Here is a 22,204-nt window from a genome sequence, read left to right on the forward strand (position 1 = left end):
TGTACACATAAAATACTTAAAGTTATTTATAGATGCGGAGCACTTTGTGCTTGAAATGCTTACGAAAAACCCCAATCTCTTCGTTAAAGGACATTTTTAATTCGGTCATTTAGTCCATCTAAATTCCCTCAATAAAAATGTCTTTTGCCTCGACCTTGGGCTTTTGCGTAAGTCCTGTAATAGATACGAAAGGAATAAAGGAGGCATTATGGATAAGACAGCATTACAAGCGATAACCTTGTTAATTGGTTTATTAAACCTACAACCGTGCATTGCTGAAACGGACCCTGCCAAAATACCAATTCTAGGTAAAACCACTTCACAATCAACACAGCAAAAAATGACGCCTAAACAGGCTCTTCTGAGGCTTAAAGAGGGGAATCAACGATTTTTGAACAATAGTTTAATAAGAAGAGATTATTTAAAGCAAGCCAAGCTTTCCTCTTATGGGCAATACCCATTTGCGGTTGTATTAAATTGCATGGATTCCCGTAGCGTTCCTGAATTTATTTTTGACCAAGGGCTTGCTGACTTGTTTACTTTGCGTGTTGCTGGCAATGTATTGAATGATGATATTTTAGGTAGCATGGAGTATGCGACCAAAGTAGTCGGTTCACGTCTCATTGTCGTGTTAGGACATACCTCATGTGGAGCTGTTAGTAGTGCTTGCTCCGGCGTCGAATTGGGGCATATTACGGACATTCTTAATAAAATACAGCCACAAGTCAAACCAACCATGAAAAGCATGCAGTTAGACAATTGCAAAGACAACCAATTAATTGACGGCATTGCTAAGGCTAATGCTTTAGCGGTCATGAAAGAAATTCAAGAAAAAAGCCCGATTATTAAAAACATGGTTGAAAGTGGGCAAATAGGAATTGTTGCTGGAATTCATGACATTAAAACCGGTAAGGTCATGTTTTTTGAAGACGGCCGATCTGTTCCAGGCTAGAGGAGATAGGGAAGCTTGTTTTTAGCCTCCTAAAGCCCGCAAATTTTAGTTAAAAAGATTGAAATCCCTATTGAACGGACGGAAAAAGTAAACGCTATAATGAGCGCAGTGAATAAGACAAATTTATTTTTTGAGTCATCAAAGTGAACGTGACTATAACTTTTTAATTTAGGCTTACTGACTGCAACTAGACCGAACAGAATCGCTAATCCAATAAAGTTAATTGGAATCATAGTACTGATTCCATGATATTCCATGGGTTTATTGTCTGCATAACGAGATAAGGGGTAATTAAGGCAAAAAAGTGAGCAAAGCCAAATTGTTGCTGAGATTGATAATGGCTCTTGCTCATTCATACAACTTGCCCATAAAAGTGCTACGGGAATAAGTAATAGTGGAAAATAATAGGACCAACCTAAAGGACTGAGTATGATCATCAATAGTAGTGTTAAGCAAAATGCTTGATGATTAACGACATCATCGTCTTTACTTGGGCGAATTAACCATAAATAGACGATGAGATAGATCAATGATAACACGATATAGGTAGGGGCAATCCAGTTAACTTCATCTAACCAAAAAAAAATGGCATGGAGAAATCCTAATAAAGAAGCATTCCATGAAAAGTGATACCAATACACACCCGTTAATACCTGAAAAAACTGAGTATAAATTTTAGATCCATAAACGAAAAGAGGCAGTAAGAAGCAACAAAGAATGGTAAGTAGCATCGTAGCAAGGACTGTTTTTCGATTTTCTTTTAATACAAAGAAAAATAGCAAGCCTGGGAATAATTTTAAGGCAATAATGAACCCCCATAGTAATCCAGCAATATAGTCCGATTTTTTTAGATAATAGTAGTACCCTAGACTAATAAATAGCATTATTAAACCACCTAATTGATTTAGAAATATATCAAGAAGGTTATGAAATAAAAGAAGGTATACAAGAAAAAGGCCTAGCCAATATTTCTTTAGGTAGTCCTTTGAAAAAGCAACTCTGAAAGCAAACCAACCGCCAAATAAGGTCATTACTAATGAAGTCGTCATCCATATCCATAGAGCAGCTGTGTAACTACAAAAAGTTAGTGGGTAGAAGAGTATATAGATGATAGGGGGGTTAATATTAATGGTTGTATGGCGAACTAACTGTGAGTATTTCACCACTAGTGAAAGATAAGGATTATTGCCATGCCTTGCAGCTACTGATGAAGCGTAAAAACTAGTAAAATCTGAAAGGTATTCACAACTGAATATCCCGTAGAAAAGATAGCAATAAACACAGACTGTAACAATAAATACAAAAGTTCTAACGTAGAAATAGTTAAAATGAGAGTCCATGAGCTGTATCCATAGTAGTTAACAGCATTCTACACCGGTCATCAACAACTGTCATTTAGGCTGAACAATAGTGATTGATCGATAGCAATAGTGGATGTAATATCTGTCAATTAAGTTAAAAGAGGCCAATATGTTTTCGAAGAAATCAACCCATGATTTTACTGCTCAGGATTTTCTGAATGTCATTAATAACTTAAAGGCTCAACAAGAGTTAGTTAAACGTCGATTGGAAGATCGCTCTATGTCTCAAGAGACTGCCGAAGAGGAGCAAAAACGCTTATCCAAGCTTATTACTGCTTATACTAAAAATCTAGATGATGCATTAAGTGCTGAACAATCGAATACTTTACAATTTGGTTAAACCCTATAAGAGAAACTTTATTTAAATTTTAAATGAAAAATGGATGTGCCAGTCTCAGTTCGACAGTTGCTAAATCTGCGACACAACGTTACTGGGCTGACTTCATCTTGTGTATGTTATTGATTCATCCTGTTCATGGACAAATGGGGCTTTTTCTAGAGAGCCTCCTTTATCCACGTAAGCAAATGCTTGTGTAAAATCGCGTAACTCCATCTCAAAAGTAGAGCTTTTCGTAGAACTTATCGAAAGCTTCGACTGACCTGTTTTGGGATCTATTTTTTCAGTAGAATGCCTCCCGCCGGAGAGAAAAAGATGAGAAAACCAAGAGCGATTCTCGGGATATGGGTTACGTAGTACAACAAATTTTCTATGGGTTTCTGGATTTTCTCTAACTCCTACGATGGCATAAGAGTGTTCCATAATGATCCCACTAGGAGGGTTTGGTTTAGGATCAGTGACTAAAGGCTCTTGATTTACAATGGCAGTTTTCATTTCAGAAAATAAGCGTTCTTCATCATCGCTGTAACTATTCCGAGAGGGAAGTATTTTATTCGTATTTAACCATCCTACGACCGCTTGGATGGCTTCTTTGGGACAGGTGGCTGCGTGCTTCTTCTCCATCTTATGAATGTGCGCCTCAAATTTTTCAATGGTTAATGGGTGAGTGTTTAACAATTGCTCCCAACCGCTCTTATTTTGTTTAACCCAGGTCCACCAAGCTGATAAAAGTTGTTCATTACCCTTAAAAATATGCTTGACCATATTGTCTTTGCTAGCGGACTTATCAAAAGGACGTAATAAAAAAATCAAAGCGTAAACATCTGTTCCAGAACAGCCACAAATGTTTTTTTTATACAGATCTTTCAATTTATTTTGTGATTGATACGGGAGCGAAAGACTTTCTGAAGAGCCACCAATAAAAGTTTCCAGTGCTTTGGAACTTTTTCCACCTTCCAACGCTTTGTTGTAATCTCCCGTTTTAAAGGCTGTATAGGCTTTTTCAAGATACCTGACCCATGTGGGGCCACTGCTTAGAAGTCCGGATGAAGTAGGCAATGTTTTGTCTATCGTAATCCATTGAGGTTTACGATAATCATCATAAAACAACACATGAATTTTATCGTCCTTCTCGACCATATGTTTCCGGATAAATTTCTCACCTTCAGGCAGAGCAAGAACAGAGTTAATTGTTGACAATAGAAAGCAATCTCCTGTGCGTCCACCTTGAGAGATTTGGCTTGAGGTTAATTTATCAGGATAAAGAGGAGTCGTATCTCTTTTATGCACTACTGGTTTACCTGAATATTTTCCAACAGGATCTTTTAGGTGTTTTGACTTGGCCATAGCGATACCCTTTGGGTTTGTGGCTAACACAATAAGCAATTAGGTTTTGTATAGTTTAATTATAGGACATTAATCAGGCATGAAATTGAACAGCTATTTGGGATTTTTTGCCTCGACCTCAGGGGGGTGCCTAAGTCCCGGCGGTGTAGAGCTAAATTTTGTTTACTTTTTAAAAACTATATGTATAATTTATCGTCTTTGTGTGTGTCCGGAATAACTGTTGGGTTAAAAATATTCATTTGGTAAAAAGAAATCCACTAATTAAATTTAAATCTAAAAGCCCCTGAAATTTTCATACATCGAAAAATGATTTAAATCGGATTAAAACCTCATAAGTGTAGTCACTGAGGGTAAGGTAGCGAACAAACAGTAAACACCTGATTAAAGGATAAAGACATGATAAAATTTGAAAATCAAATACCTGTTATTGATGTGTCATCATTGGCGGAAGCAAAATCCATTGATGAACTTCGCACCTTAGCTAGAAGAGTCTATGAAGTCTATTCGAACATCGGCTTCGCTTACATTGTTAATCACGGTATTTCGCAATCACTTTTCGATAGAATATTTGAACAATCACGATTGTTCCATCATCTGCCTGAAGAAGAAAAGATGAAGATCGTGCAAAATGAGTTCTTTCGTGGTTACATGCCTTTTGCTACTTCTACCTTAAAAGTTTCCACTCTAGGGAAAGCAGTAAAACCAAATCAAAGTGCCGCTTTTATTTTAATGCATGATGTAGACCAAGCCGATCCTGATTACATCAAAGGGATTAACCTTGCAGGCCCTAATCAGTGGCCCTCTGAAGAATTATTACCTGATTTCAAACCAACCTTGTTGCATTACCGCGAAGAAATGACTGTATTGTTAAAAAATCTCATTCGGCTTTTTGCACTTTCTCTCAATCAAAATTATTATGCTTTTGATCAATATTTCTACAAGCCAACCAACTATTTGAGACTTCAATATTATGCTCCACAGCCTGATATTATTCCTGAAGAGCAATATGGAATAGCGCCACACACTGATTATGGGTTTTTAACTTTATTGACCCAAGATAATGTGGGTGGTTTACAAGTTCTCTGTCAAGATACTGGTAACTGGATAGACGTTCCTCCACTCGAGGGTGGCGTTATTGTAAATACTGGAGATATGCTACGACGTGTAAGTGATGACACTATCATTTCAACACCTCATCGTGTTATCAATACATCAGGCCGAGAAAGATACTCAATTCCATTTTTCTTTGAGCCTAATATGCATTCCATGATTTCACCTTTAAATCTCCTCAAACAACCAGGTAGAGCACCTCATCCGACCATTGAATATGCTGACTACATTATGGAGCGGATTCAAGGAAATTATGACATTGGTGCTAAAAAGGAAGAAAACCTGACTCGTTAAGGGTGGTTCTTAAAAAATTGACCTCAGTGAATATTAATTAAAGAAAGAAGGCCTCGCATGGAAAATACTTTACCTCAAAGTCAAATTAGAGAATATTTGCCTTTATACGCAGTCATATTGTTAGGATTTTTAGGGTATGCATTAACGATCACGTTATTTATTCCAATGCTGATGGATTCTAACTTTTCTTTGCTGCCTTCTGATGCATCAACCTCGGTGAGGGTATCACTTTCTGGGTTGTTGTTAGCGATGTACCCACTTGGACAATTCTTCGGTTCTCCCATTATTGGAAATTTATCAGACCAATATGGGAGGAAACGAGTGTTAGTCCTGAGTTTAATTGCATGTACATTCGGTTTTTTTGGTATGGCATTGAGTATTCAATTTCATGTATTGAATTTATTGTTTTTGAGCTCTTTTTTAACTGGATTGTTTGAGTCAAACATGGCTATTTCACAATCGGTTATTGCTGATAGAACTCAAGATTCTGCATTAAAAACCAAATTAATTGGATATGGATACTCCGCTTGTAGCTTAGGTTATATCATTGGTCCTCTACTTGCTGGAAACACGCTAAGCTATAGCACGCCATTTTTTATAGTCGCACTTTTTGTGCCTTTATTAGCGGTCTGGATTTATTATAGTTTTGGTGATGACTTTGTACCGAATACGAAAACCAAAATTAATTTTACAAAATCGATTATTTCAATTAAATCCATATTTCATAACTCATCGATACGAAAAATATACTTTATTAATTTTCTAATTTTCTTTTCAGTACAAGGCTTATATCGGGTTGTTCCTTTGTATATTGAAGATACATGGGATATTTCTTTGCATACTTTTTCATTGCTTATTTCTTTCGTATCGTTGATGTGCTTTATTGCAAATTTACTGCTACTAAATAAACTAGCTACTCGATTTTCAACGAAGGTTTTATTGGGAGGTCTGCTTATTGTCAGTAGTCTTTCTGTTTTGTTAATCATAGTGCCAGATAACTTCAATTGGATATGGCTCACCTACGGTTGTGCAGTAATTCCAACGATCATGATGTTACCAACATGTACGACTTGGCTGTCTGAACATGTTTCTTCTCAGGAACAAGGACAAGTACTGGGTAATAATCAAGCCTTATTAGTTCTTGGTGAGTCAACTTCTGCTGCTTTAGGTGGGGTAGTTGCAGCCATCATGGTACCGTTACCTATTGTAATGACAGCAGTTATTTTGTTAATGACTGGGTTTTTAGTATTGCGTGATAAATCCTAAGTTCATGCAAATCGATTTGATTTTCATTGAGTTGAAAAAGGGTGGTTAATCCACCCTGAAGCAGAGAAATTTAGTACCACCAGGCATTATACCCTCTAAATGGACAGGTCCTCCCCTCGACTTGACAACAATGTCCATGACCATCCGAGCAACACATGGTTTCACAGGCGCATAAATTTAAACTTGCTATTACGATGAGGAGGATGAGCCGTATCTTGTTCATTGTTGTTCTCATTGTGTTGTTCAGCATACCCTATTCAAAGTATAGAATAAGATGAATGGCTTATAAAAATTATTTTGCTATTTCATCCATCGTTCTTTATTCTTAAAAATTAGTGAGCATGATGGTTTTACTAACAGGACTTACGAAAAAACCAAAGGTTGAGGCAAAAGACATTGTAAATGAGGGAGTTTAGATGGACTAAATGACCGAATTCACAATGTCTTTTAACGAAGAGATTAGGGTTTTTCGTAAGTCTTGACTAAATCTAGTCTTTTCGTGAGCTCGAATAGAGTCGTTAAATTAAAACTTGGAATAATTAGTGAAGAAGATTATAAAAGGATTTACTTTACTTGAGCTGATTGTTGTAATGCTTGTCATCAGTATTCTTTTAATTAGCGTTCAAATGAGTATGCCTTCATCGGCAAATTATAATTTATCCTCTGTGACAGACCGCATCAGAACAGACCTACGCTACACTAATTTGTTGGCTTTAAGTTTAAATCAAAGCTATAGCATTGTTTTTTCGGCAAACAGCTATTCCATCTCGCCAGATCCACCAAGTGGACCCTATTCGGTGACAATGCCTTCTGGAGTGACCTTATCGACTGTTACTGTTACGTTTGATTCCATGGGAACTCCAAATGCTCCTGCAAGTATCGCGATTACAGCGTCTGGGGTAGGGACAAATACATTGACAGTAACCGCTGAAACGGGGTTTGTGAATGGCTAAGCAATCCGGTTATTTGATAATGGTTGTAGCTGTTCTGCTCGTTGTTGTGGCTGGTTTAGGCACAGCGTATGTGTCGATGTCAGTGAGTAGTGGAAGAGCAACCAGCAGCATAGTATCGGCCAATCATGCCTATGATCTTGCCTCCACTGCTGTTGAACAAGGCAGTTACCAATTGCTCTTAGGAAGTTGCAACTCCAGTTGGAGTAGCGCAGTGGTTGTTAGTGGGCAAGGCGAGTATCAATACAATTGTACCCAATACAGTGCTGGCACCACCACCACAAGTGCGTTGACCAACGTTGCTACAACTATTCCGTTAAGTACGACGGCTAATTTTGCAAGTTTTGGCGCGATTACCATCGATTCAGAAGTCATTTATTACGACGGCATAAGTGGGAATAACTTGTTAAATGCTCGAAGGGGGCAAAACGGTACTACAGCTGCAGGCCATCTAATAAACGCCACTGTTTCCCAAGCGCAATACATTATTGTTGGTCAAGGTGGAACACCATCTTTAAGCCGCTTAGAAGGTTCTGTGACTTTGCAGCAAGTGGTGTATCTGAACTACAGCTCCAATTATTACGCAGTTGGCACGAATGGATCAAACGGAGTGATCTTGTATTACAATGGTTCTACTTGGTCCACTGTATTAACTGCAGCAAGTGGGTTTACTTTTTATCACGCAGACATGACCTCCACGTATGGACAAGCTGTGGGTCATAACACGTCGAACCAATCAGCCATCTATGCCTTCAATGGGAGCACGTGGTCAGTCATTGCCTCTGGCTTATCCATGAATTTAGAGGTTGTTGGTTGCGATAGCCCAACTAGTCCAACTAATTGCTGGGCAGGAGGACAAGCTGTTTCTCCTGGTCGTGGCCTTTTGTACCGAGGAGGGACCACCTACACCGCAAGTAACAATTTTATGCTGACTGGTCTTTCCTGTACTGGCGGCAATTGCATGGCGGTTCGGAACAATAGTAGCTATCCTTTTGTTTCCACCTCAATAAGCCCTTTTACGACTAATTTGTCTTTGGCTACGACCATCAATGACGTTGATTGTGCACAAGCTAATCGCTGCGTGGCAGTTCGGTCCAACGGGTCAGTGTACTATTACAACGGAGCTTGGTCTGGGGCTATTAGTTTATCAGGTGTAGCACTGACTTCAGTGAATTGTCCTAGTGCGGGGAATTGCATGGTGGCTGGAAATAGTGGAAGAATCTATAACTGTAGCCTTCCAATAACATCCAGTGCATCTTGTGCCTTACAATCAACGCCAGGATCCTTAAACATATTGGATATATTTTGCAATTCGACAAGCGATTGTTTGGCTGTTGGGGCGGGAACTACAGCCTACAGATACAATGGAAGTAGCTGGGTTACTGTCACTTTACCAGCGAGTTATACGTTGAGAGGTGTTACAGGGTATATGGGTGGAGCTGCGTCCGTTATTCCAATTATTTTGCGCAATCAGTAAAGGTTTATTGATGAACATAAAACAACAAAAGGGATTTTCATTGATTGAGATGGTTATCTTTATAGTTGTGATAGGTATTGTTGCGAGTACTTTATTGATTGGTTTAAACCAATCAGCTCGATACAGCGGTATTCCTCGTTCAGATTTAGAGGCAAGTTTTTTAGCCAATGCACGCTTGCAGATTATTTTGATGAATAGGTACTTAAATGGATATACTCTGTTAAGTGATCCCTGTACTACTACACCAGCCTTGAATATCTGCACTCCATTATCCAGCTATGCAACAACGAATGGGCTTATTGTAAGTACGCCTACTATTTCTGGCTCTAATCCTAAAGTGATTAGTCTAAGCGTTTCAGGTAATGGCAATGCTTCAATACAAGCAAGGACGTACAATTATGCGAACAATTAAAGGCTTTACCTTGATAGAAATGGTTATCGTTATGGTTATTACAGGGATAATCGTTGCCATTACAGCCACCATGCTCAACACAAGTTTTATTAATTATTTCACCAGTGTTCATTATTCAAGTTTATCCACGCAAGGCGCTATAGCCATGATGCGCATCAGCAAGGAGTTGCAACAAGCGACTCGGTTTTCAGTGATTAATCCAACCAGCGTTACCTTCACTACGGTAGGCGGCACTTCAATTAGTTACAGTTGGTCAACACCAATTTTAACTCGTACTGGAAGTGCAGCTAGAACATTAAGCGATGACGTAACAAACTTTTCATTAAATTATTATCAATCCAATTTTAGCACAACTGCAACGGCCTCAGCCGTTAGAGCAGTAACTGTGAGCATGACCTTAAGTAATGGCACAGAATCAGTACCACTAATCAATACCATCTACTTAAGTAATATGTAGTCTAATTTTGTGGAAGGCTTATTCGACAAAATCACAGACCTCGGGTACACTAAATTTATTTAAAATAATCAGGAAGATACATGTTTGGTGGTATAGGACGTTCGAAATCTTCTTTTCCAATTTATTCTTGCTTTTGGACCGAGCACAGTTATTCTTTGATAGGTTTTGATAAAGCGCAAAAAATTTGTTTTAGCGAATACCACTCATTGTCTGAACCTTCTCTAACCCTGTTGCAAAAAGAACTCGAGCACGATGTGAATAAGCATCGATTATACGGAAAGTCTATACAGCTCATTTTGTCTCCTAGCTTCTATCAATTGATTCAAATGGATGCCCCAGAAGCGATTGAAGAAAGCGAAATGGCCAAAGCCCTTCGGTGGCAATTAAAAGGATTGGTGGATTATCCTTTGAACGACATCGCTGTAGATGCTTTTATGATACCCCCTCACGGATCGGGTAATCGTCGTAAAAAAGTATTCGTTGCAGCCACTTTGCAATCTGAGCTACTCAATAAGATAAGGCTTTTTGAAGACTGTTTTTTGAACGTATCCAGCGTTACTATCGCGGAGATGGCATTAAGTGCTTTAGTCGCTTATTTCTCAACGTCTAAAGAGACATCGGCTATTGTGATTAGCTTTGACGATGATATGTGTCAACTTTACGTTTATTTCCAAGGTGATCTGTATCTATGCCGCTCGCTTCCTATTAATAAATCCATTACTGAACCTAACAGCGCAGCCAATCATGATATGTTATTGGAAATTCAAAGAAGTATTGATTATTGTTTGATGGAACTTAAACTACCTGAGCCGCAGCAAATACTTTTTACTCCAACTTTTTATGAGGCAAGCGATTTATTCCTATTTCTTCAAGAAGAGCTCGGAAAGGAAGTGAAGCTCATCGATGCAAGCCCATTCTTTCAGGCAGAAACCACCCCAACAGAAACAGTAGCGCACTCTTTTTATGCCATCGGTGGTGCTCTCATGACAACGAGACTGGAGAGGGTCTAATGCAATCCATTAATTTTGTAAACTCTCTTCCTAAAGCAACCAGTCGTTTGTCGGCGTTCTGGCTGGGGTTTATACTTTTTTGTATTCTGGTTACTTTGCTCATCATTAGTTTCATCATTGAAGGTGTTTATATCAATGCTTATCGTGTGGAAAAGGGAGCTGAAACTGAACTCCAACAAGCACAAGCTGATTTCGCAAATTTGCAAAAAACATATCCATTGCTCGCGGATGATACGCCCTTAGTGAATAAGGTTGTTGAGTTAGATAAGAACTATCAAGAGAAAGTCCACGAGTTGGAAGTATTACAACATATGATTGTTCGTCTTGGATTTTCAAACTATTTGGAATCGCTTGCTAGAGTTATTCCTAGCAGTCTTTGGCTAAATGAAATTGTTATTCATCACGATCAAAATAAAGTGACTTTAAATGGATTCACCATCGATCCAGATTCCATTACATCACTCATGAGAAACCTATCGAAAGAGGAGCCATTTAAGAAAATTGAGTTCACTTTGTTTTTTGTACAAGCATTAAAAAATCATTCTTATGCTAAGTTTTCAATTTCCAATAGCGAATTGGGACAGAAGGAAATAGAAGAACAACAGATCAGTGATCTCATTAAAATACAGCCCAAGGAGTAGTATTGATGGAGCTTAACGCGCCTTATATAAAAAGATACTATCAACTGAAGAGAAAAGTGGATCTGCTCAGTGAAAGGGACCGCATTTTATTATTGGTTTCACTCCTGATAGTGTTGTTATTTGTTTGGATTTATTTTATTTTTGGGTGGCAATTGGATGTCATCCGCGCCGCAACTACGAATACTACGCAGCAAAAGCTCCAAGCCAATGAATTACAACAAAAAATCAATATTATTAACAGCTTAATACAAAGCAAGGAAGCGAATAATTTAATCCAGCATTACAACAAAGTATCAACACAGTTGAAACAAGTGGATAAGGAAATTGAGGGTTATCACCATGGTTATGTGAACAGCAAAGATCTTGCAAAAATGTTGCATGACATGTTGAAGCAGCCCCTAGGGATAACAATTGTTGATTTCACGACAGTTGTTTTGCCACCAAAGCCAACGGTCATTTCAACAGAAAACCAGCAAGCACAGGAAACACCCAAGGAGAGTTCAAACACTGAGCCTAGTGCGGATATGGAACCAATTCGTTATCGATTAGTCTTGAAGGGTACGTATTTTTCTATCATGAATTACCTTAAACGGATAGAAGATCTAAAAAGAAATCTTTATTGGGACAAATTCGATTACAAAGTATTAACCTATCCTCAAGGTCAAGCAACCATAGAATTTTATACATTAAAACCTCCAAGTAATCCTGCTTTAGTTTTGGGAGGTAAACCACAATGAAACTTTTTAAGTATTTAATAATTAAAGTGTTTTTTTTGATTTTTTTTCTTGTAAATGCATCCTATGCCGAGCTGCATGATCCAACAAAACCGCCAGTTTTTTCAGAGACTCAAGAGTCCAATGCCAATAATGAGTTTCAATTGCAAAGTATCTTTATTGGCCCTATGCGATATTTAGCCATGATCAATGGTCAAATGGTTGGTGTTGGAAGCAGTATTGGCGGGGCTCGTCTTCTTGCTATAGGTAAAAACCATGTGGTATTGTTGCAGTCAGGACAAAAGAAAATAATTTACTTATTTGGTAGGCGATTGTGGACCGCTCGTTAATGCGAATAATAATAATACTCTTAAGCTTAATGTTGGCGGCCTGTAAGACACACGCTCCAATAAAAGGTACGGCAGTTGATGAAATGAACAGTGTCATTCAACAGGCTGTAGCAAACAATAAAAATGCCATGAGATCCGACAACACCAATGGAAGAGGTACCCCTGTAAGGGCTTTATTGCCAAGTTTAAAAGTGCGTGATTTTAGTTACAGTGGCGGGCCACGTCGTTTTGATGTTTCAGTGAAAAACGTACCAGCCCAAGCTTTCTACATGGGACTCGTAGCCGATACGAACATCAACATGGTAGTCAGCCCTGAAATCAAAGGTAATGTCACTTTAGCGCTCAAAAGAGTGACTATTGACCAAGTCCTTCAAGCCCTTGAAGATGCTTATGGATATGCTTACAACTCTATTCCAGGTGGTTATGAGATTATTCCTAACACCCTGCGAACACAAATATACAAAGTTAACTACTTAGAATTACAACGCAAGTCACGCTCGAACATGACCGTTAGTTCGGGAGAGGTGACTGCGAGTCCAAATTCAGGTGGGGTAGGTAATACTACTCCAGGTGGAAACGTCAGTGGATCCATTAATAACGGAAACCAAGCTTACAGTGCAGTAATTGGTGATGTTGAAACGAAAAGTACCGTTGATTTTTGGAAGTCACTACAAGTCACCCTACAAAAGATAATTGGTACTTCGAATGGAAGAACTGTAACCGTTAACCCTGTTGCAGGCATCGTAGTTGTGCATGCTTCTCCTAGAGAGCTTAAGCAAGTAGAGCGTTATTTGGACATGGTGCAAAACAGCATGGACAGACAAGTGATACTAGAAGCAAAAATATTAGAGGTAAATCTCACCAATGAATTCCAGATGGGTATCGACTGGAGATTGTTCGGTGCTCGATTAAATGCTTTAAGTAATTTCCCCAATGTGGGGATCATGCAATCCGCATTTCCTGATGCCTATAGAGTTGATGTCCATTGGAATCCACAAGATTTTACTTCAGTCATTCAAGCCTTAGAAACTCAGGGTAATGTGCAAGTGCTTTCAAGCCCCAGGGTTTCAGCAATGAATAATCAGAAGGCCGCTATAAAAGTTGGTTTTGATGAATTTTTTGTAACCAACGTTACGCAAAATCAAAACGTGGTTAGTTCAGGATTAGTGACGCAACCCACTGTTAACGTCAATTTAACCCCATTTTTCTCGGGCATTACCTTAGATGTGACGCCTCAAATAGACGCTAATGGACAAGTGACCCTCCATATTCATCCAACAGTCAGCGAGGTTAAAGATCAGCGCAAAGTTATCGATCTTGGTACTCAAGGCGGTACTTTGAATTTACCACTTGCGAACAGCAGAATTCGAGAATCCGATACCATCGTTCACGCTAAGGATGGTCAAGTGGTTGTTATTGGTGGTCTTATGCAAAATTCAACCACCGAGGGAATAGGACAAGTCCCTTGGTTTGGAAATATACCTTTCTTAGGGACCTTAGTGCGTGCAACCAAGCAAAACTCGCAAAAAAGCGAGCTGGTCATCTTATTAAGACCTACCCTTGTTAAAGGCAAGCAGACAAATAAAGATCTAACAACTACAGCCCGGCGATTTGCTAGCTTGAAGCGTGGATTTCATATTGGTGGCCGACCAGATATCTATGGTACTCAAGGAGAGGTACCTGTTATGTTGGGACCTAAATCCAATGAAAACTTAGGTACTCGTTAATTTAGGGAGAGTGCGTTGTATTTAAATCATTTTAGATTGAGTAAAGCTCCTTTTACACTGACTCCAAATACCGAGTTTTTTTGTGAATTGCCTACTCATCAGGAGGCTTTAAACATTCTCTTATTGAGTTTAGCTCAGGGTGAAGGCTTCATTAAAATAGTAGGGGAAGTAGGAACCGGTAAAACCTTATTATGTCGTATTCTATTAAATTCGCTTTCGAATGAGTTTGTTACCGCTTATATTCCAAATCCTGATCAGACAGCAGATGGCTTAAGGTTTTCAGTAGCCTCCGAATTAGGGATAGTTCCTGAGGAACACTGGACTCAATATCAATTATTAGAAGCAATTAATCAGCGCTTATTAGACTTGCATCGGGAAGGTAAAAAAACGGTGTTGATTATTGATGAAGCGCAGGCTCTGCCAGAATCTTGTTTGGAAGCGGTTCGACTATTAACTAATCTAGAAACCGAAGAGCGCAAATTATTACAAGTCGTACTTTTTGGCCAACCAGAAATGGATGCAAAATTAGAAAAAATGGGTTTACGTCAACTAAAGCAGCGAATTACATTTTCCTATGAGCTACAACCACTTGCTAAAGAGGAGCTGGATAAATACTTGAGTCATCGATTAGCTAAAGCCGGATACACTTATGGAAGTGTGTTTACTAAATCAGCACAACGGCATTTGTATAAGGCGAGCAAAGGCTTACCTCGCTTATTGAATATTTTGTGCCACAAAGCACTATTGGTTGCTTATGGGCAGGGGAAATCTCAAGTAGATGGTCAAGCGGTCAAAAGAGCGATTGCGGATACAGAAAGCACCTTGGAAAGCTCCTGGTATAGATCGGGATTCTCCTATGTGGTTTTGGGAGCTCTAAGCTTAGGCATCATTTTGTACGTCTACTGGAATTATGGGGCTAATCTATGAGCTTATTAAACGATATGCTTCATGATTTAGCAAAGCAGACTCCCTCTAAACTAGTTGCTCCTCAATTAATGCCAGCAAAGACTAAGAAACGATTTTCTATGGAAAAGAGCCTTAAAGGTATTGCTGTAAGTCTTTTTGTAACTTCGCTATGTTTATTGTTATACCATGAAACGAAGTCTAAACCTTCAAGGCCAAAACAGCCAATCCATCAAAATGTGATTTTACAAGAAGTAGCACCAGAGAATCCAAGTCAAGTCATCACGGAAATTAAACCTCAACGCAGGAAGCTGGTTGAGGTGCTAGATAGCTATATCGAGCCCATCGAATCATGGGCTTCCGAGCATTCAATCTCTGAACTAGAAAGCAAATTGATTGAGCCTATGCATGAATGGGTTGATACTCATGGTGAACCTGCAGTAGCTTCAGTAGAAAGTACTGATAACCAGACTATTAATGGGGAAATCGTCAATAAGGTCTATTCCCCGCAAACAACAGAAGAATGGGCGAACGAGCAGATTAAAATAGCGCTAGAGGCAATTGATGAAGGTTTTGATGAAAAAGCCATTAGCATCTTAGAATCAGTGATTAGTAAAGCCCCTGAATCTAAAGTTGCAAGAGAAAACTTAGCATCTCTGTATATGATCTATGGAAAAACGAATGAAGCAGGTCTAGTTATTGATGAGGGATTGAGGCTTACACCGGCTGATCCGCCTTTACTCACAGCAAAAGCAAGACTCTTCATTGAAAAAGGGCAAAGTATTCAAGCTGTAGAGTTATTGTCTAAATTCCAGCCTTCGATAAATCAATATCCGGATTATTATGGAACTTTAGCGGCGGCACTTCAAGCTGAGGGGCATATCTTAGAGACAGGAGGTATTTATCAGTCTTTAATACAGATCGACTCAAACAACGGTCAGTATTGGTTAGGCTATGCTTTGTTTTTAGAGCATACTAAGAAAGCGAATCAAGCTATTGATGCTTATACTCGAGCCTCTCAGAGTCAAGACACAAACGCGAATGTGCGTGAATTTGCCGAAAGTCGATTGAAAATTTTACAGGGATAAAAATGAAACGAATCCGGCTTGGTGAAATACTGCTAAATGAAGGTTTAATTGATCAAGACATTCTTAATAAAGCCATAGAGCTGCAAAAAAAAACTGGTGATAAATTTGGGCGAACCCTAATTGGAATGGGGGTTGTGGCTGAAAATGATGTGTTAAAATTAATTGCAAATCAGCTTTCTATTGAATTTGTTGATTTGAATCATGCTGAAGTTGATCCCAATTTAGTGCAATTATTACCTGAAATCTATGCACGCAGATACAGAGCAATCGTGCTCGGAAAAGACCAGGACCATTTGTTGGTAGGCATGGCCGATCCTCAGGACATTAATGCGTTTGATGCGGTTTCTAAAATCTTAAAACACCCCATTAAAATGGCTGTGGTTAGTGAGTTTGCTTTATTAAAAGTGCTGGATAGAGTCTATAGACGAACTTCCGAAATATCGCATTTTGCCCATGAACTTTCAGAAGAGATTTTCGAAGATTATAAAGAAGTGACTGATGAGTTGTTGGATGAGTCTAAGGAAAATGAAGAGCAAGCACCTGTAGTAAAGCTATTAAACTCATTATTTCGCGATGCTATTCAAGCTAGGGCTTCTGATATTCATATTGAGCCTGCGGAAAAGACATTACGTATCCGTTTTCGTATAGATGGGATTCTGCATGAAAGTGTGTTAGACGATAAGCGCATTCTTAATGCTTTGGTTCAGCGTTTAAAACTAAAAGCGCATCTCGATATCGCTGAAAAAAGAATTCCCCAGGATGGTCGATTTAACTTTGTTATTCGAGGTAATTCTTATGATGTAAGGGTTTCAACGATGCCGACAGCTAATGGAGAATCTATTGTTATGCGTTTGCTGGATCAATCGGCACGCATCAATGATCTAACACAACTGGGCATAGATCAAGAAACGATAAAGCAGCTTGAATACATTTATTCAAAGCCTCATGGAATGTTATTAGTGACTGGACCAACAGGAAGCGGTAAGACAACGACTTTATACAGCATTTTAAGTCGCTTGAATTCTCCAGAGCGAAAAATACTAACGGTAGAGGATCCCATTGAATATAGGATTGAGCGTGTTAACCAGATCCAAGTTAATCCTAAGATCGACCTGACCTTTGCCCGCGTCTTACGATCAATCTTGCGCCAAGATCCGGATGTGATTATGGTTGGGGAAATAAGGGATTCTGAAACAGCCCAAATTGCTATGAGAGCTGCTATTACAGGACATTTAGTTCTAGCAACGCTGCATACAAACGACGCTATAACATCAGCGATGCGCTTAATTGATATGGGTGCAGAGGGTTATATGGTTGCTGCAGCAGTTAAAGGAATTATTGGTCAGCGATTGGTGCGAACTTTGTGTGGACATTGTGCTCGCCCTGAAAGACTGGATGAGCATGAAGCGGTTTGGCTCAGTTCAATGAATGTGGATACTAATCTCCTTTATAAAAAGGCGGTTGGATGTTCTCATTGTAATTATCGGGGTTATGTTGGGCGAAGGGGGGTGTACGAACTGCTTGTCTTAGATAAAGACATGTTGTATGCCTTACGGAAAAATGACTCAAGTCAGTTTGTTAAAGCAGCTTTAGCCTGTAAAGGTTACCATCCGTTGTCAAAATCAGTGTTGGAAATGGTTGTAAAGGGTGAAACATCTGTAGCTGAGGCAATCAGGGTTGTTGGTCAGCTCGATGAGGAGTTTATGCGGGATGAATCGATAAGTTAAGGGATTAATGAATGCCAGAGTTTTACTACAGTGCCCGTGATCAACAGGGTAAAGCAGTAAATGGACAAAAAGTTGCGCCTAATGCTGAAGAGCTTGCAAATCAGCTTTTAGCTGACGGCTTAATGCCTGTAGACATTTCATTGCAGGCAGTCAAAAAATTAACTAATCGCAAAAAAAAGATATCCCACTTTTTTTCTAAAGTGACTCATGATGAGTTACATATGTTTTGTCGACAAATGTATTCCTTAACTCATGCTGGTATTCCCTTGTCGGAGTCGATACAAAGATTGTCTGAGACGACGAACAATCCCCTTTTAGCAGAAGCTTTTCAGACGATTGTCGCCAATTTAAATAAAGGCAGTTCATTGCATGTAGCCATGGCACAATACCCAACTATTTTCGATGATTTTTTTCTCAATCTCATCGTTGTTGGCGAAAACACAGGTAATTTGGATCGTATCTTCCTGCATTTGGCAGATTACCTAGAAATGGAAATTGATATTACGCAAAAAGTCAAAACGGCTATGCGCTATCCCATCATGGTCATGAGTTCTATTTTGATTGCATTGATTGTGATTAACGTGTTTGTTGTTCCAGCATTTTCAAAACTATATGTCAATTTTCAAGGTGAATTGCCCCTCCCAACAAAAATATTGATTGTAAGCTCTAATTTTATCATTCATTATTGGTATATAGTTATCGGATTGATATTACTAGGAATTATTGGTTTTCGTGCTTATATTGCTACGCCAGAAGGAGCTATCGCTTGGGGAAAGTTCGAGCTTAAAATTCCTGTGGTTGGGTGGTTGATTCACCGAATCTTACTAGCCCGTTTTGCTCGACTCATGGCCTTAGTTCTAAGAGCTGGGATCACTGCCGTTGAGGGAATCCAAATGGTTGGTGCTACGACTAATAACGCTTATATGGCACAAAAAATAAAAGGAGTTACTGATTTGATCGTGCGAGGTAATACGATAGCTAGCGCGGTTGATAAGACACAGCTTTTCCCTCCTTTAGTCATTCAGATGATCTTGCTGGGGGAGGAGAGTGGTACCATCGATCATCTATTGGACGAGGTGGCAGATTTCTACCAAAGAGAGATTGATTATGACATCGTTCGATTAAGCGACATCATAGAACCTATTCTATTGGTTGTGATCGGTGGCATGGTATTGATTCTGGCTTTGGGAGTCTTTTTGCCAATGTGGAACTTAGCTAACTTGGTGAGTCATAAATGATCGACTTAAGCAAATCATACCGCTTATCGCGGTTTCATTTTGTCATAGTGATAATTGTAATGGCTTTGTTGGTTGGAATTTTTTTGCGGTTTTTTTCAATAATACAAGCCTCTATTGAACAAGTATCAGTGGATGTTAGTTTTTTAAATTTCCAACAAATGATCCGGTACCATAATATGGTGTCTGAATCAAAAGACAAACACTGCAAAATTTTAGAAAACCCATCTCTATTTAAGGGAATGGGCATAGATGGCTTAGATACTTTGGGTGATTCTCGAGCGACATCTGGAGGGTGGAGCTATGATTCTAAAAATCACTCCCTGTCTTATACAGTGCACAGTAACTCTTATTTTAGGTCAAAAATTGACCACAAAATTGTTATTGGACTATACTGTAAAAATGGGGTTGTCGGCTTTAACGTGTCTGATTATCAATGGTGTCGAGATAAACGAATCTGGGGCTGTCAAAGTTGGTAGCTAATTGTGCACTTTGTTTTGTGATTGGTTTTTAACAGTTAAGGAAAAGAGAATGAGAAAATTAAAAGGGTTTACTTTAATTGAGCTAGTGGTAGTCATGGTTATATTAGGTATTTTGGCTGCTTTTGCAATACCTAAATTCTATGATTTTAGCACTCAAGCCAATATAGCAGACTTGAATGGTTTAGCTGGTGCATTGAACTCTGCTAATGTCACTGCACATGGTGCTGCTCTTGCAACAGGAGCTACAGGACCTACAGGAACTATTACCATGGAAGGCACCTCAGTTGGATTAGTATTTGGCTATCCCTCTGCTGCAGGCATTACAAGTGCTGTAACTGTTTCAAGTGGTTTTACGGTTGCAACAAGCGGTAGTACGACAACATATACCTTAAAGACTGACTGTTTGGTCACTTTCACTCAAGCTCCTAATGCTACTACACCAGCTTCAGTTTCAATTACTTCCTCTGGTTGTTAATTGCTGATGTACAAATGCGTTACCGTAAAGAACCAGTTGCGGTAGCGCTTATTGAACATCCAATAGTTCCTCGATTCGCTTAAGAAAACCATTGTACAAATTCACCAGTTGAATAGGATACGGTTTATTGTTTAATTCAATATCAGGGTAGTCATTTCGAATAAGAGCAGTAACTTCTTTTAAAAGTGTTAATTTTGTAGGATTCTTTAATTGCCATAAGGGCTCTAAGTAGTTCATTAATATCTTCTTATTTCTCTCCAAGTATTCTTGGCAGTGAATACCATTCAAGGTAGTGATGTAAATATTGTCTCTCATTGCTTCAATTAAGAGTTGAGCCGACTCTTCTTCAAACTTATTGCCCCAAAGATTAAGCGTTTGCAAACTAGTATTTGTGCGAATTATCTCCGCCAAATCACCAGTAGAGAGTGAATTTAAATGATTAAAGCCAATGTCTAACAAACGAATGCTTGGATGGTTACGCAAAATTTCAGCAATAAACTTAACCCCAACATCGCCAATGGCATTATTTCCTAAATACAATTGAGACAAGGTCTTGTTGATTTTAAGGGCGTGGAATAAGTATTCAGCGCCGGTCGGATTGATTTTATTATGAACTAAGTTGATGGTATGCAATGTATTGTTTTTTTCGAGTCCTTTAGCCAATGATTTTGAACCTGAGTCGCTAATTCTGTTTCCCCTGAGGTTTAGAACTTCAAGGCTTTCATTGTGCTTAAGCATTGTGCCTAACTCTTCTGCGCCTAATCCAGTGATGTTATTAAATCCCAAATGAAGAGTTTTTAATGAAGAGTTCGCTTTTAGTGCTTCAGCAATGTATTTTGTTCCTTCGTCACCAATGTTGTTATGATCTAAATAAAGCGTATGAAGGTGGGAGTTGGATTTTAAGGACAGCGCAATCTCCTTTGCACTTTGGGCATCGATATCCGTGTTATCCAGTATAAGCATCTGTAATCCTGAATTTATTTTCAAAGCCTCTGCTAACGCTTTTATTCCTGCAAGTTTTAGAGAGTTATTTTCTAAAATCAAGGTAGAAAGACTGTTATTGGATTTTAGGGCTTGTGCGAAATCAAGTGCAGATACTGCGTCGAATCCAGTAACAGATAGATCCAATAGCTTCAGTGAATGGTTTACTTTTAACGCTTTAGCAAGATAAGTTGTGCCCTCTGACAAAAGGGGATTATTTTTTAACTTAATCACTTGCAGCGTTTTAGAAATACTAATGGCTTTCGCTATTTCAGAAATTCCGTGGACAGAGATATTATTGTTACTGATATCGACTTCTTCAATGCATTTATTGACTCTAAGTGCATCTGCTAAATACATTGCTCCCTCATCTCCTATTCTGTTTCCATAGAGGCTAATGGATTTAATGCTGTTGTTTATTTTTAGACTCTCTGAAAGTTCTTTAATTCCTGACGGGCCGATATTGTTATGATCCAGTCGAATATGCGTTAAGCTTTGATTGATTTTAATGGATTCTGCAATTTCCTTAATTCCGGCTGGTCCAATGTTGTTGTATTCTAAACCCAACGTTTTGAGGGTAGTGTTGTGAACCAATGCCTTGGCCAGCACCTTTGCTCCAGAAGGGCCAATGTAATTATCTCCTAATAAGACAGTTTCTAAATTCGTATTTGTCGTAATAATATCGGCCAGATTCTGAGCATCAAAGGCGTCAATTTTATTCAGGCGTAAATTCAAATGAGTATAAGCAGGGTCGTTGTTCTTTAAAGCATTTAGTATATTCCAATTAATACTCATAGCTATTGAAAGAGTTGTGATGCTTGTTAAAATACTAGCATATAAATAACCAGTTCGCACAAACTGTAAGCTAACAGAGCAGGGTTACTGAGGGATGAATTGTATCTCCCTAGC

Annotated in this window: 22 protein-coding genes; 19 read left to right on the forward strand and 3 right to left on the reverse strand. The window is 38.9% G+C overall.

Annotation, left to right across the window (positions count from 1 at the left end):
* Nucleotides 1–208 precede the first annotated feature (208 nt).
* Nucleotides 209–952, forward strand: coding sequence for a carbonic anhydrase (locus tag Lwal_RS02470; protein ID WP_083500015.1), 744 nt, complete (start codon nt 209–211; stop codon nt 950–952).
* A 29-nt stretch (nt 953–981) separates the two neighbouring features.
* Here the strand turns inward: Lwal_RS02470 and Lwal_RS02475 are convergent, their stop codons facing one another.
* Nucleotides 982–2,292, reverse strand: coding sequence for a glycosyltransferase family 87 protein (locus Lwal_RS02475; protein WP_083500016.1), 1,311 nt, complete (start codon nt 2,290–2,292; stop codon nt 982–984).
* Between the two features lie 130 nt (nt 2,293–2,422).
* On the opposite strand from Lwal_RS02475, the gene Lwal_RS02480 reads away from it, so the two are divergent.
* A complete protein-coding gene (locus Lwal_RS02480; protein WP_058479343.1) occupies nt 2,423–2,653 on the forward strand; it encodes a hypothetical protein in 231 nt (76 codons plus the stop codon).
* A gap of 102 nt (nt 2,654–2,755) precedes the next feature.
* Here Lwal_RS02480 and Lwal_RS02485 read toward each other — a convergent pair whose 3' ends face one another.
* Complete coding sequence (locus tag Lwal_RS02485; protein ID WP_058479344.1) at nt 2,756–3,997, reverse strand: C2 family cysteine protease; 1,242 nt, start codon at nt 3,995–3,997, stop codon at nt 2,756–2,758.
* A gap of 396 nt (nt 3,998–4,393) precedes the next feature.
* Between Lwal_RS02485 and Lwal_RS02490 the strand changes: the two genes are divergently transcribed.
* From Lwal_RS02490 to Lwal_RS02570, 17 genes are all read left to right on the forward strand, one after another.
* The gene (locus Lwal_RS02490; protein WP_058479345.1) at nt 4,394–5,401 is read left to right on the forward strand and encodes an isopenicillin N synthase family dioxygenase; all 1,008 of its coding nucleotides are present in this window, start codon (nt 4,394–4,396) and stop codon (nt 5,399–5,401) included.
* Nucleotides 5,402–5,458: 57 nt separating this feature from the next.
* On the forward strand, nt 5,459–6,667 hold the full coding sequence (locus Lwal_RS02495; protein ID WP_058479346.1) for an MFS transporter: 1,209 nt from the start codon (nt 5,459–5,461) through the stop codon (nt 6,665–6,667).
* A 542-nt stretch (nt 6,668–7,209) separates the two neighbouring features.
* Nucleotides 7,210–7,620: a prepilin-type N-terminal cleavage/methylation domain-containing protein gene (locus Lwal_RS02500; RefSeq protein ID WP_058479347.1), complete on the forward strand. Its 411-nt coding sequence runs from the start codon at nt 7,210–7,212 to the stop codon at nt 7,618–7,620.
* On the forward strand, nt 7,613–9,094 hold the full coding sequence (locus Lwal_RS02505; RefSeq protein WP_058479348.1) for a hypothetical protein: 1,482 nt from the start codon (nt 7,613–7,615) through the stop codon (nt 9,092–9,094). The genes Lwal_RS02500 and Lwal_RS02505 overlap by 8 nt, the downstream gene beginning before the upstream one ends.
* 10 nt (nt 9,095–9,104) lie before the next feature.
* The gene (locus Lwal_RS02510; protein WP_058479349.1) at nt 9,105–9,506 is read left to right on the forward strand and encodes a prepilin-type N-terminal cleavage/methylation domain-containing protein; all 402 of its coding nucleotides are present in this window, start codon (nt 9,105–9,107) and stop codon (nt 9,504–9,506) included.
* Nucleotides 9,493–9,963, forward strand: coding sequence for a prepilin-type N-terminal cleavage/methylation domain-containing protein (locus tag Lwal_RS02515; protein WP_058479350.1), 471 nt, complete (start codon nt 9,493–9,495; stop codon nt 9,961–9,963). The genes Lwal_RS02510 and Lwal_RS02515 overlap by 14 nt, the downstream gene beginning before the upstream one ends.
* An 80-nt stretch (nt 9,964–10,043) precedes the next feature.
* Nucleotides 10,044–10,973, forward strand: coding sequence for a type IV pilus biogenesis protein PilM (gene pilM / locus Lwal_RS02520; RefSeq protein ID WP_058479351.1), 930 nt, complete (start codon nt 10,044–10,046; stop codon nt 10,971–10,973).
* Nucleotides 10,973–11,614 (forward strand): PilN domain-containing protein, encoded by a 642-nt coding sequence (locus tag Lwal_RS02525; RefSeq protein WP_058479352.1) that lies wholly within the window; start codon nt 10,973–10,975, stop codon nt 11,612–11,614. Before pilM ends, Lwal_RS02525 begins: the two co-directional genes overlap by 1 nt.
* A gap of 5 nt (nt 11,615–11,619) precedes the next feature.
* The gene (locus tag Lwal_RS02530; RefSeq protein ID WP_058479353.1) at nt 11,620–12,351 is read left to right on the forward strand and encodes a hypothetical protein; all 732 of its coding nucleotides are present in this window, start codon (nt 11,620–11,622) and stop codon (nt 12,349–12,351) included.
* On the forward strand, nt 12,348–12,677 hold the full coding sequence (locus Lwal_RS02535) for a hypothetical protein (RefSeq protein WP_058479354.1): 330 nt from the start codon (nt 12,348–12,350) through the stop codon (nt 12,675–12,677). The genes Lwal_RS02530 and Lwal_RS02535 overlap by 4 nt, the downstream gene beginning before the upstream one ends.
* Nucleotides 12,677–14,404: a pilus (MSHA type) biogenesis protein MshL gene (mshL, locus tag Lwal_RS02540; RefSeq protein WP_058479355.1), complete on the forward strand. Its 1,728-nt coding sequence runs from the start codon at nt 12,677–12,679 to the stop codon at nt 14,402–14,404. The genes Lwal_RS02535 and mshL overlap by 1 nt, the downstream gene beginning before the upstream one ends.
* 15 nt (nt 14,405–14,419) lie before the next feature.
* Nucleotides 14,420–15,331 (forward strand): ExeA family protein, encoded by a 912-nt coding sequence (locus Lwal_RS02545; RefSeq protein WP_058479356.1) that lies wholly within the window; start codon nt 14,420–14,422, stop codon nt 15,329–15,331.
* Entirely contained in the window at nt 15,328–16,395 is a 1,068-nt protein-coding gene (locus tag Lwal_RS02550) for a tetratricopeptide repeat protein (RefSeq protein ID WP_058479357.1), read from the forward strand. Before Lwal_RS02545 ends, Lwal_RS02550 begins: the two co-directional genes overlap by 4 nt.
* 2 nt (nt 16,396–16,397) lie before the next feature.
* Complete coding sequence (locus Lwal_RS02555) at nt 16,398–18,122, forward strand: GspE/PulE family protein (protein WP_058479358.1); 1,725 nt, start codon at nt 16,398–16,400, stop codon at nt 18,120–18,122.
* Between the two features lie 11 nt (nt 18,123–18,133).
* The gene (locus Lwal_RS02560) at nt 18,134–19,360 is read left to right on the forward strand and encodes a type II secretion system F family protein (protein WP_058479359.1); all 1,227 of its coding nucleotides are present in this window, start codon (nt 18,134–18,136) and stop codon (nt 19,358–19,360) included.
* Nucleotides 19,357–19,836 carry a hypothetical protein gene (locus tag Lwal_RS02565; RefSeq protein WP_058479360.1) on the forward strand — a complete coding sequence of 160 codons (480 nt, stop codon included), beginning with the start codon at nt 19,357–19,359 and terminating at the stop codon, nt 19,834–19,836. Before Lwal_RS02560 ends, Lwal_RS02565 begins: the two co-directional genes overlap by 4 nt.
* 52 nt (nt 19,837–19,888) lie before the next feature.
* On the forward strand, nt 19,889–20,314 hold the full coding sequence (locus Lwal_RS02570; protein WP_058479361.1) for a type II secretion system protein: 426 nt from the start codon (nt 19,889–19,891) through the stop codon (nt 20,312–20,314).
* A gap of 48 nt (nt 20,315–20,362) precedes the next feature.
* Here the strand turns inward: Lwal_RS02570 and Lwal_RS02575 are convergent, their stop codons facing one another.
* The gene (locus tag Lwal_RS02575; protein WP_058479362.1) at nt 20,363–22,090 is read right to left on the reverse strand and encodes a leucine-rich repeat domain-containing protein; all 1,728 of its coding nucleotides are present in this window, start codon (nt 22,088–22,090) and stop codon (nt 20,363–20,365) included.
* Nucleotides 22,091–22,204 lie beyond the last annotated feature (114 nt).

This window comes from Legionella waltersii (assembly GCF_001468085.1).
GTDB classification, from domain to species: domain Bacteria; phylum Pseudomonadota; class Gammaproteobacteria; order Legionellales; family Legionellaceae; genus Legionella; species Legionella waltersii.